The sequence below is a fragment of the Pseudomonas sp. H1h genome (assembly GCF_000633255.1).
Classification (GTDB): Bacteria; Pseudomonadota; Gammaproteobacteria; order Pseudomonadales; family Pseudomonadaceae; genus Aquipseudomonas.
Window position 1 is genome coordinate 130,212 of the sequence record NZ_AYMJ01000026.1, and the last position, 10,673, is coordinate 140,884.

Sequence of the window (10,673 nt, forward strand, 5' to 3'; positions counted from 1 at the left end):
GGAGGGGCAATGATAACGAAGGACTGGGATAACTATTGGACGAGAATTGCCTGTGCCAGTTCAAGGTCGCTGACATGAAGTTTTGGTCGGGATTTGCGCAGGTAATGCAGTGCGGATTCGAGCTGCGCGCCGCGCAATTGACCGTCACTGGCAACAAACGCCGCCGCATCATCGTGAGCGGCGAGGATCAGTTTACGGTCGAATGGTGCGGAAGACACCATGCCGGTGGCCCAAAGGCTGACGACGGTGTTTTGTGTGGTGACATCAAAGGCATCGACCGACGTCGCCCAGCAGGCGCTGATCAAGGCGGAAGGAATAAGCAGATTGGTCAGAAAACGCATGGGACTCGATAACGGTTAACGAGTCCCAAGGCTAGCGTAATGCCCGGGCCAGAGCCAGTGGCGAAACATCGGGACACGACTGGCGTGCCCCTTCCAGCAGCGTTGGATCAGATCGCCAGGATGGCTTGCGCCAGCTGTGTGTCGGTTGCTTTCAGCTGCGGTGCCTGATGGCGGATGAGGTCCAGGGCACTTTCCAGTTTCACGCCACGGATCTGGCCTTCGCTGGCAACGAAGCTGGCAGCATCGTCACGGGCAGCGAGCACGACTTTGTTGTCACGCAGCGAAGAGCTGACGTCGGAAGTGGCGTCCGAAGAGGACTTCAGCGCGCCAACTACGGCGTCGGTGGTCACGATGAAACTGGAGGCACTGGCGTTGGCTGCCACGGCCAGCAAGGCGGCAGCGCTGAGCAGGCGAAGACGGGACATGGTGTATCTCCTGAAGGTAAACCGTATTGAGAGGTGGCTTGTGTCTGATGAGTCAGACGCGGGTTACAGAAGATTCGCCACGTTCTGCCGTGGATATTAGGCCGCCGCGCGGTGTTCGGACAGTGGGCAGAGTGCTAGCGCCAGAAGGGTTTCTCCAGTTCGTTGAGCCGATCGGCATGGCTGAGGCCCAGATCCGCGAGGTCGCGCTGATCAAGCTGAGCCAGCAGGCGTCGTGTCCTGGCGCGCTCCAGTGCGTGCCACACGCCACGCAGCAGGCGCCGCAGCGGGTGCTGGCGAACGAGTGGCTGAATCGAAATTGCTGAAACATCCTGTAAGTCTTTCATGGCGTATTCCTTGAGCCGAGAGGGGTCAAGGACATGCTGCGCCGAATGCAATTTTGGAAGCAGATACACCGAGGGGAAATTGTACTGGTTCAGATTTGGTTATTCTAAAACTGTACCTGTTGTTCTGGCGAGTGGCTGTACGGGCTTTTAAAACCCTGAAACGACAAGACCCGTCGCGATTTCCCGCGACGGGTCTTGTGTGTTCAATTCGGGTTGCTGGCGGTGGGTCTGACGACCAGAGCCAGCGACGCTACTTAGCGCCAGAACGGCTTGCTCAGCTCTTCGTAGCGTTGTGCTTCGCTGATACCAGCGTCAGCCAGCAGACGCGAATCCAGACGAGCCAGTTGGTGGCGGCTGGAGATGCGGCGCTGCCACAACATCAGGTTGGCGATAACGCGCAGAGGCAGGGAAGCCTGGTTTTTTGCAGCTTTGTCTTCGAAGAACAGTTCGGAACTGAGTGTACGTTCCATGGTTGACATCCTTCCGCTTGTGGCGGGATCAGGTAGTGGTTTAACTGGTGCCCATGATCCTCTCGTTTGCCTAGTCTCTCTAGATACAGTTCAACTGTATTGTGAGTGACCAGTTAACTGTTTATAGGGGGTGTACGGGTCAAAATTGAGCAAACTGTACCTGTCCGCACTTAACTGGTGCATTTTTACTCAATCCGGGGACAAGAGTAGGTAAATGCTGTAGGAAATGACCAGTACAGCAGTACAGTTTTTGCCAGATGAGGTATGTGAAAAAAACCGCTGACACAAACTGTGTTTGCATCAGCGGTTTGACTGTGCGAATTACACCGCGAGCATGCGCCCGGTTTCTTCCAGGTTCATGTGCCAGCTCAGGGCTTCCCGCAGGATGTGCGGGGTATGACCACCGATGGCGCAGGCGGCAGCGAAGTAGTCATTCAGCGCCTGGCGGTAGTCGGGATGCACGCAGTTGTCGATGATCACCCGGGCGCGCTCGCGCGGTGCCAGGCCGCGCAGGTCAGCCAGACCGACTTCGGTCACCAGAATGTCGACGTCATGTTCGGTGTGGTCGACGTGGCTGACCATCGGCACCACGCTGGAAATCGCCCCGCCCTTGGCGATCGACTTGGTCACGAACACCGCCAGGTGCGCGTTGCGCGCGAAGTCGCCGGAACCACCAATGCCATTCATCATCCGCGTGCCACAGACGTGGGTGGAGTTGACATTGCCGTAGATGTCGAACTCCAGCGCGGTATTGATGCCGATGATGCCGAGACGGCGCACCACTTCCGGATGGTTGGAGATCTCCTGCGGACGCAGCACCAATTTGTCCTTGTACTTTTCCAGGTTGCCGAACACGTCGCTGTTGCGCCGCTCTGACAGGGTGATCGAGCTGCCCGAGGCAAAGCTCAGCTTGCCCGCATCGATCAGGTCGAAGGTCGAGTCCTGCAGCACTTCGGAGTACATGGTCAGGTCTTCGAACGGCGAATCGATCAGACCGCACATCACCGCGTTGGCGATGTTGCCGATCCCGGCCTGCAACGGGCCGAGCTTATTGGTCATGCGTCCGGCATCGACCTCCTGCTTGAAGAACGTGATCAGGTGCTCGGCAATGGCGTTGGTGTCGACATCCGGGGTCGACACCGTGGACGGCGAATCTGCCTGTTGCGTGATGACGATGGCCACGATCTTTTCCGGTGGAATCGGAATCGCGGTGCTCCCAATGCGGTCGTCGACCTTTACCAACGGGATTGGCGTGCGGGTCGGGCGGTAGGTCGGGATATAGATGTCATGCAGGCCTTCGAGGTTGGCGTTGTGCGCCAGATTGATCTCGACGATCACTTGCTTGGCGAAAATCGCGAAGCTTGCCGAGTTGCCCACCGAAGTGGTCGGCACGATATGGCCCTGTTCGGTGATGGCCACGGCTTCGATTACCGCGATGTCCGGCAGTTTCAATTGCTGGTTGCGCAATTGTTCGACGGTTTCCGACAGGTGCTGGTCGATAAACATCACTTCGCCGGCGTTGATCGCCTTGCGCAAGGTGCTGTCGACCTGGAACGGCATGCGACGCGACAGTACGCCGGCCTCGGTCAGTTGCTTGTCGAGGTCGTTGCCCAGGCTGGCGCCGGTCATCAGGCTGATTTTCAGCGGCGTGACCTTCGCTCGCTCGGCCAGTGCGTGAGGGACGGCCTTGGCTTCGCCGGCGCGGGTGAAGCCGCTCATGCCGACGGTCATGCCGTCTTCAATCAGCGCAGCAGCGTCGGCGGCGCTCATCACTTTATCCAACAACGAAGGCAGGCGAATACGGTCACGGTACATGGATTATTTTCTCGGGAAGCGAGTAGCAGGATGCGCAGTCTAGTGAATTTCGCGGGCGCCTGTCCCGCTACCAAGGTCGCAAACGAGGCGTCTATTTAGCGGGTTTCAAGTAAAACACCGTTACCGGTTCTGCAACAACGCGGCAAATTGTCCGACGCTTTGCACAAACAAAAACGCCCCGACAAGTCGGGGCGTCTGGTCCGGCTGCGTTGGATTACTCGACAGCTTTGACCATGTCTTCGATGACTTTCTTCGCGTCGCCGAACACCATCATGGTCTTGTCCAGGTAGAACAGTTCGTTGTCCAGACCGGCATAGCCGCTGGCCATCGAGCGCTTGTTGACGATGATGGTCTTGGCCTTGAACGCTTCGAGAATCGGCATGCCGGCAATCGGCGATTTCGGATCGTTCTTCGCAGCCGGGTTGACCACGTCGTTCGCGCCGAGCACCAGCACCACGTCGGCCTGGCCGAACTCGGAGTTGATGTCTTCCATCTCGAACACCTGGTCGTAAGGCACTTCGGCCTCGGCGAGCAGGACGTTCATGTGCCCGGGCATACGACCGGCCACCGGGTGAATCGCGTACTTAACGGTCACGCCGCGGTGAGTCAGCTTCTCGGTCAACTCTTTCAATGCATGCTGCGCGCGGGCCACTGCCAGGCCGTAACCCGGGACGATGATCACGGTGTCGGCGTTGGTCAGCAGGAAGGTCGCGTCGTCGGCCGAACCGGATTTCACCGGACGGGCTTCTTTCGCACCGGCCGGGCCAGCGTCGGCTGTGTTGCCGAAACCGCCGAGCAGTACATTAAAGAAGGAACGGTTCATCGCCTTGCACATGATGTACGAGAGGATTGCACCGCTCGAACCCACCAGCGAACCGGCAATGATGAGCATCGAGTTGTTCAGCGAGAAACCGATACCTGCTGCTGCCCAACCCGAATAGCTGTTGAGCATCGACACCACTACCGGCATGTCCGCACCGCCGATCGGGATGATGATCAGCACGCCCATCACGAACGCCAGCGCCAGCATCAGCGCGAAAGCGCTGAGGTTGCCGGTGAACATGAAGGTCAGGCCGAGAGCCAGCGTTGCCAGGCCCAGTACGGCGTTCAGCTTGTGCTGACCGGCGAACTGTACCGGTGCGCCCTGGAACAGACGGAACTTGTACTTGCCCGACAACTTGCCGAAGGCGATCACCGAACCGGAGAAGGTGATTGCACCGATGGCTGCACCGAGGAACAGCTCCAGGCGGTTGCCCGTCGGGATCGAGTCGCCCAGTTGCTTGACGATACCCAGCGACTGCGGTTCAACCACGGCAGCGATGGCAATGAACACTGCCGCGAGGCCGATCATGCTGTGCATGAAGGCGACCAGTTCCGGCATCTTGGTCATTTCAACGCGCTTGGCCATGATCGAACCGGCGGTGCCGCCGACCAGCAGGCCGACGATCACGTAACCGATACCGGCAGTGGCAAGCTCAGCACCCAACTTATAGATGAGACCGACAGTGGTCAGGATGGCCAAGGCCATACCGAGCATGCCGAACAGGTTGCCGCGCCGCGATGTGGTCGGGTGCGACAGGCCTTTGAGGGCCTGGATGAAGCAGATCGACGCGATCAGGTAGAGCGTCGTGACGAGATTCATGCTCATTACTTCAGCGCCTCTTCTTTTACTTTCGGGGCTTTCTTCTTGAACATCTCAAGCATGCGGCGGGTGACCAGGAAGCCACCGAACACGTTGACCGCCGCCAGCGCCACCGCGAGGGTGCCCATGGTTTTGCCCAGCGGCGTGACGGTCAGTGCGGCCGCGAGCATGGCGCCGACGATCACGATCGCCGAGATGGCGTTGGTCACAGCCATCAATGGCGTGTGCAGCGCAGGTGTAACGTTCCAGACCACGTGATAACCGACATAAATCGCCAGCACGAAGATGATCAGGTTGTAGATACCGGGGGAGATAAGCTCTTCCATCGTCTGAATCCCTGCTTAGGCGTTTTTACGGATGACTTGGCCGTCGCGGCACATCAGGCACGCGGCGACGATGTCGTCTTCGAGGTTGACGTCGAACTGGCCTTCCTTGGTGAACACCAGCTTGAGGAAGTCCAGCAGGTTGCGTGCGTACAGCGCCGAGGCGTCTGCAGCGACTTCACCGGCCAGGTTGGTCGGGCCGACGATGGTCACGCCGTTCTCGACCACGACTTGATCGGCCACGGTAAGCGGGCAGTTGCCGCCCTGGGCCGCCGCGAGGTCAATGACCACCGAGCCTGGCTTCATCTGCGCCACGGTGTCCGCGCTCAGCAGCGTCGGAGCCTTGCGGCCCGGTATCAGCGCGGTGGTGATAACGATGTCGGCCTGCTTGGCGCGTTCGTGCACGGCCTGGGCCTGACGCTGCATCCAGCTTGCCGGCATTGGCCGCGCGTAACCGCCGACACCGACTGCGCATTCGCGTTCTTCGTCGGTCTCGTAAGGCACGTCGACGAACTTGGCGCCGAGGGACTCGATCTGCTCCTTCACCGCCGGGCGTACGTCAGACGCTTCGATCACCGCACCCAGACGTTTCGCCGTGGCAATCGCCTGCAACCCGGCCACACCTGCGCCGAGAATCAGCACGCGCGCCGCTTTCACGGTGCCCGCAGCGGTCATCAACATTGGCATGAAGCGCGGATAGTAGTGAGCGGCCAGCAACACAGCCTTATATCCGGCAATGTTCGCCTGTGACGACAACACATCGAGACTCTGCGCGCGCGAGGTGCGCGGCGCCGCTTCAAGGGCGAACGCGGTAATGCCGCACTCGGCCATCTTCGCGATGGTTTCGTTGTTGAACGGATTGAGCATGCCCACCAGCACCGTGCCGCGCTTGATCAGCGCCAGTTCGGCGTCGCTGGGGGCGACCACTTTGAGAATCAGCTCGGCGCCGAACGCATCGTTGGCACTGCCAATGGTTGCGCCCGCCGCTTCATAGGCACTGTCGACAACACTGGCTTTTACGCCGGCGCCGGTTTGCACAGTGACCTTATGGCCTTGGCTGATCAGCTTCTTAATGGTTTCCGGGGTTGCAGCAACCCGTGTTTCACCGGTCTGGGTTTCGAGAGGAACACCAATGTGCACGTCAAATCTCCTGCGTGATCTTATTGAGTAAACCCAGGCACTGCGGATGGTGCGACTGGGGCGGCCGATCAGCACGATCCCGCCAAATCAGGGCGGGGCGCGGCATTTTGCAGGCGAACTTTATGCCCTTCAAGGGATTATGACGGGTGACGGAAAATTAACTACAAGTCATCCCGTGACCGAATGTCGCAGATGGCCGGCTGAATCCCTTGCAGGCCGTGCCTTGTAAGGATTCTGGCCGAATTTGAAAAAAATTCTCATCGGTGACGTGAATAGGCAGTAATGAGTCGTTGATAGAGGCTCAAAGCCACGTCCGCAGGCGCTTGTGGGACGTCTGTACGACTTTCGGATACAGTCTGCGATTTTGCGACAAATACTTATATTTGTAGGGCTTTGGTTTTCCTGACTACCGGGTTAGTAATCGCTGAAAGCCTTTAGCCTTCTAGGCTGTAGCTGTTTGCCTGATTGACCAGCCAATCGCGGAATGCCTTGAGTGATGCCGATTCGACCTTGCGCTCCGGAATCATCAGGTAATACGCCTTGATGCTGGAGAGCGCATTCGGGTTGGCGATCACCAGGCATTTCTCGGCCAGTTCGCGCTGGATCAGGAACGGTGGAATCAGCGCAATGCCCATGTCGTGCATGGCCGCTTGGGCCAACATGGAGAATAGCTCGTAGCGCGGGCCTGTCATGTCGCGGGGGATGTTCAGATGCTGCGAGTTGAACCATTGGCGCCAGGCATAGGGGCGGGTGGTCTGTTGCAGCAGCGGCATCTCGGCGATCTCGTTGGGTGTCAGATGCGTCCTGCTGCCGAGTAGGGCGGGGCTGCACACCGGCATCGGATTCTCGCCCATCAACCTGTGGGATTCGGTACCCGACCAATCGGCGTCGCCGAAGTAGATCGCCGCGTCGAAATCGGTGTCGGCAAACAGGAATGGTCGGGTGCGGTTGGTCAGGTTGACCGTGACCTCGGGGTGCTTGAGCTGGAAATCCTTGAGCTTTGGCAGCAGCCATTGCGTGCCGAAGGTCGGCACCACCGCCAGTTCGATTACGTTGGTGCCCTGCTGGCCCATAACCGAGAGCGTGTCGCGCTCGACAGCATCCAGTTGCGTGGCGACCCGACGGCTGTAGGAAAGACCGGCCTCGGTCAGCTTCACCCCGCGTCGCGAGCGTCGGAACAGTTCCACACTGAGGAAGTCCTCAAGGCTGGCGATCTGTCGGCAAATCGCGCCTTGGGTGAGAGAAAGTTCTTCGGCGGCTCTGGTAAAGCTCTCGTGGCGAGCGGCGGCCTCGAAGCTGATCAGGGCGGTGGTGCTGGGGATTTTCCTGCGCATGTACGTCAACCTCACTAATGCGCCGCATAAAAGGCATTCGGCGACGTTTCGGAGTGAGAAATTAGCACAACAGGATGCGAAATCCTCGTTTGCCGCGATGGCGAACGCGGCCTAGGATCAATGCCACGTTAATTCACCGATTTGCGAGGACACACTCATGGGCGGTAAAGCTAGCTTCAACTGGATCGATCCCCTCCTGCTGGATCAGCAGCTCACCGAAGAGGAGCGCATGATCCGCGACACTGCCGCCCAGTTCGCCCAACAGAGCCTGGCGCCACGTGTCCTCGAAGCTTTCCGCCATGAGAAAACCGACCCGGCGATCTTCCGCGAAATGGGCGAAGTCGGCCTGCTGGGCGCGACCATCCCTGAGCAATACGGTGGCAGCGGCCTGAACTACGTCAGCTACGGTCTGATCGCCCGCGAGGTGGAGCGTGTCGACTCCGGCTACCGTTCGATGATGAGCGTGCAGTCCTCCCTGGTGATGGTGCCGATCAATGAATTTGGCACTGAAGCGCAGAAACAGAAATACCTGCCGAAACTCGCATCCGGCGAATGGATCGGTTGCTTCGGTCTGACCGAGCCGAACCATGGCTCTGATCCGGGTGCGATGATCACCCGTGCGCGCAAGGTCGACGGCGGCTACAGCCTGACCGGCGCCAAGATGTGGATCACCAACAGCCCGATCGCCGACGTGTTCGTGGTCTGGGCCAAGGACGATGCCGGCGACATCCGTGGTTTCGTTCTGGAGAAGGGCTGGAAGGGGCTGAGCGCTCCGGCGATTCACGGCAAGGTTGGCCTTCGGGCGTCGATCACCGGCGAAATCGTCATGGACAACGTATTCGTGCCGGAAGAAAACATCTTCCCCGACGTGCGTGGCCTGAAAGGTCCGTTCACCTGCCTTAACTCCGCACGTTATGGCATCTCTTGGGGCGCATTGGGCGCTGCCGAGTTCTGCTGGCACACCGCGCGCCAATACACGCTGGATCGTCAACAGTTCGGTCGCCCATTGGCTGCCACGCAATTGATCCAGAAGAAGCTGGCCGACATGCAGACCGAGATCACTCTGGCCCTGCAAGGCTGCCTGCGGCTGGGGCGCATGAAGGATGAAGGTACCGCTGCGGTCGAGATCACCTCGATCATGAAGCGCAATTCCTGCGGCAAGTCGCTGGATATCGCCCGTATGGCCCGTGACATGCTGGGCGGCAACGGTATCTCCGATGAGTTCGGCGTGGCCCGTCATCTGGTTAACCTGGAGGTGGTGAATACCTATGAAGGTACCCATGACGTCCACGCGCTGATCCTGGGTCGCGCACAAACCGGTCTGCAGGCGTTCTATTAACAGGAGAGCGACCATGGGCGCGCTGTCGCATCTGCGGGTACTGGATTTATCGCGAGTATTGGCCGGGCCGTGGGCCGGGCAGATACTCGCCGACCTTGGCGCCGAGGTGATCAAGGTCGAGCGCCCGGGCAACGGTGACGACACTCGCGCCTGGGGGCCGCCGTTCCTTAAGGACGCTTATGGAGAGAACACCAGCGAGGCGGCTTACTACTTGTCGGCCAACCGCAACAAGCAATCGGTGACCATCGACTTCACGCGTCCCGAAGGGCAGAAACTTGTACGGGAATTGGCGGCGAAGTCGGACATCCTCATCGAGAACTTCAAGGTCGGTGGCCTGGCGGCGTACGGGCTGGACTACGAGTCGCTGAAGGCGATCAATCCGGACCTGATCTACTGCTCGATTACCGGATTCGGCCAGACCGGGCCGTACGCCAAGCGTGCGGGTTATGACTTCATGATCCAGGGGCTGGGTGGGCTGATGAGCCTGACTGGGCGTCCCGAGGGTGATGAAGGCGCTGGCCCGGTAAAAGTGGGGGTGGCGCTGACGGATATCCTGACCGGTCTGTATTCGACGGTGGCGATCCTGGCGGCTCTGGCGCATCGGGATCACGATGGCGGCGGCCAGCACATCGATATGGCGCTGCTGGATGTACAGGTTGCATGCCTGGCGAACCAGGCGATGAACTACCTGACCACTGGCAATGCTCCCAAACGGCTGGGCAATGCCCACCCGAACATTGTGCCTTATCAGGACTTTCCTACGGCTGATGGCGACTTCATCCTCACCGTGGGTAATGACGGGCAGTTCCGCAAGTTCGCCGAGGTGGCGGGTCAGCCGCAGTGGGCAGATGATCCGCGCTTTGCCACGAACAAGCTGCGGGTGGCGAACCGTGCCGAGCTGATTCCGCTGATTCGCCAGGCAACGGTGTTCAAGACTACCGCGCAATGGGTCGCTCAGTTGGAGCAGGCGGGCGTGCCGTGTGGGCCGATCAATGATCTGGCGCAGGTATTTGAGGATCCGCAAGTGAAAGCGCGTGGGCTGGCGATTGAGCTGCCCCATGCGTTGGCGGGCATGGTGCCGCAAGTGGCCAGTCCGATACGCCTCTCGCAAACCCCGGTTGAGTATCGTCGTGCACCGCCGTTGCTGGGTGAGCATACGCTGGAGGTTTTGCAGCGAGTACTGGGTTTGGGTGCTGGGGCGGTGGCTGCGCTGAAAGACGATGGAGTGCTCTGATCGTTCCTTCTATATAGAAGCGCGCTGATTCCCTCTTCTATATAGAGGGAGTCGAGTGTTAATTAGCCTGTCCGCAAGTTATTGAAAGAAAACTGAAATTAACGGTTGACGGCAGATTCTGGAGGTCTATAATTCGCCCCACTTCCGGCGCAGTCGAAACGGAAACTCCTTGAGATTCAAAGGGTTACGCAGTTTTCGGCAGCGGCTTGCTTCAGTTGATCGAAGCCTGGAAGGAGTTGAAAATGTCGGCATGTCTGGCGCTTTTA

11 protein-coding genes are annotated in these 10,673 nt (G+C 59.2%); 2 read left to right on the forward strand and 9 right to left on the reverse strand.

All coding sequences use genetic code 11. The annotated features are described in order from the left end of the window. Positions 1-32: 32 nt before the first annotated feature. From U862_RS0121770 to U862_RS0121810, 9 genes are all read right to left on the reverse strand, one after another. Entirely contained in the window at positions 33-341 is a 309-nt protein-coding gene (locus U862_RS0121770) for a DUF2388 domain-containing protein (RefSeq protein ID WP_025112350.1), read from the reverse strand. A 107-nt stretch (positions 342-448) separates the two neighbouring features. Then, positions 449-766, reverse strand: coding sequence for a DUF2388 domain-containing protein (locus U862_RS0121775; RefSeq protein ID WP_025112351.1), 318 nt, complete (start codon positions 764-766; stop codon positions 449-451). Positions 767-900: 134 nt separating this feature from the next. Beyond that, positions 901-1,110 carry a DUF1127 domain-containing protein gene (locus tag U862_RS0121780; protein ID WP_025112352.1) on the reverse strand — a complete coding sequence of 70 codons (210 nt, stop codon included), beginning with the start codon at positions 1,108-1,110 and terminating at the stop codon, positions 901-903. A 254-nt stretch (positions 1,111-1,364) separates the two neighbouring features. Continuing rightward, positions 1,365-1,580, reverse strand: a complete 216-nt coding sequence (locus tag U862_RS0121785; protein WP_007962833.1) for a DUF1127 domain-containing protein — start codon at positions 1,578-1,580, stop codon at positions 1,365-1,367. Positions 1,581-1,901: 321 nt separating this feature from the next. Further along, a complete protein-coding gene (locus tag U862_RS0121790; protein WP_025112353.1) occupies positions 1,902-3,395 on the reverse strand; it encodes an acetyl-CoA hydrolase/transferase family protein in 1,494 nt (497 codons plus the stop codon). A gap of 214 nt (positions 3,396-3,609) precedes the next feature. Beyond that, positions 3,610-5,043: an NAD(P)(+) transhydrogenase (Re/Si-specific) subunit beta gene (locus U862_RS0121795; RefSeq protein WP_025112354.1), complete on the reverse strand. Its 1,434-nt coding sequence runs from the start codon at positions 5,041-5,043 to the stop codon at positions 3,610-3,612. Further along, positions 5,043-5,363 (reverse strand): NAD(P) transhydrogenase subunit alpha, encoded by a 321-nt coding sequence (locus U862_RS0121800; protein ID WP_025112355.1) that lies wholly within the window; start codon positions 5,361-5,363, stop codon positions 5,043-5,045. Before U862_RS0121800 ends, U862_RS0121795 begins: the two co-directional genes overlap by 1 nt. 15 nt (positions 5,364-5,378) lie before the next feature. Next, positions 5,379-6,500: a Re/Si-specific NAD(P)(+) transhydrogenase subunit alpha gene (locus U862_RS0121805; protein WP_025112356.1), complete on the reverse strand. Its 1,122-nt coding sequence runs from the start codon at positions 6,498-6,500 to the stop codon at positions 5,379-5,381. A 434-nt stretch (positions 6,501-6,934) separates the two neighbouring features. Next, the gene (locus U862_RS0121810; RefSeq protein ID WP_025112357.1) at positions 6,935-7,834 is read right to left on the reverse strand and encodes a LysR family transcriptional regulator; all 900 of its coding nucleotides are present in this window, start codon (positions 7,832-7,834) and stop codon (positions 6,935-6,937) included. A gap of 157 nt (positions 7,835-7,991) precedes the next feature. Here U862_RS0121810 and U862_RS0121815 point away from each other — a divergent pair, with 157 nt between their 5' ends. Both U862_RS0121815 and U862_RS0121820 read left to right on the forward strand, forming a co-directional pair. After that, positions 7,992-9,173, forward strand: coding sequence for an acyl-CoA dehydrogenase (locus U862_RS0121815; RefSeq protein ID WP_003220420.1), 1,182 nt, complete (start codon positions 7,992-7,994; stop codon positions 9,171-9,173). Positions 9,174-9,186: 13 nt separating this feature from the next. Beyond that, positions 9,187-10,407 carry a CaiB/BaiF CoA-transferase family protein gene (locus U862_RS0121820; protein WP_025112358.1) on the forward strand — a complete coding sequence of 407 codons (1,221 nt, stop codon included), beginning with the start codon at positions 9,187-9,189 and terminating at the stop codon, positions 10,405-10,407. Positions 10,408-10,673: the final 266 nt, after the last annotated feature.

Bases quoted from the DNA above. Each gene is read 5' to 3' on its own strand.
- U862_RS0121770 (WP_025112350.1), bottom strand. From the start codon at position 341: ATGCGTTTTCTGACCAATCTGCTTATTCCTTCCGCCTTGATCAGCGCC.
- U862_RS0121775 (WP_025112351.1), bottom strand. From the start codon at position 766: ATGTCCCGTCTTCGCCTGCTCAGCGCTGCCGCCTTGCTGGCCGTGGCA.
- U862_RS0121780 (WP_025112352.1), bottom strand. From the start codon at position 1,110: ATGAAAGACTTACAGGATGTTTCAGCAATTTCGATTCAGCCACTCGTT.
- U862_RS0121785 (WP_007962833.1), bottom strand. From the start codon at position 1,580: ATGGAACGTACACTCAGTTCCGAACTGTTCTTCGAAGACAAAGCTGCA.
- U862_RS0121790 (WP_025112353.1), bottom strand. From the start codon at position 3,395: ATGTACCGTGACCGTATTCGCCTGCCTTCGTTGTTGGATAAAGTGATG.
- U862_RS0121795 (WP_025112354.1), bottom strand. From the start codon at position 5,043: ATGAGCATGAATCTCGTCACGACGCTCTACCTGATCGCGTCGATCTGC.
- U862_RS0121800 (WP_025112355.1), bottom strand. From the start codon at position 5,363: ATGGAAGAGCTTATCTCCCCCGGTATCTACAACCTGATCATCTTCGTG.
- U862_RS0121810 (WP_025112357.1), bottom strand. From the start codon at position 7,834: ATGCGCAGGAAAATCCCCAGCACCACCGCCCTGATCAGCTTCGAGGCC.
- U862_RS0121815 (WP_003220420.1), top strand. From the start codon at position 7,992: ATGGGCGGTAAAGCTAGCTTCAACTGGATCGATCCCCTCCTGCTGGAT.
- U862_RS0121820 (WP_025112358.1), top strand. From the start codon at position 9,187: ATGGGCGCGCTGTCGCATCTGCGGGTACTGGATTTATCGCGAGTATTG.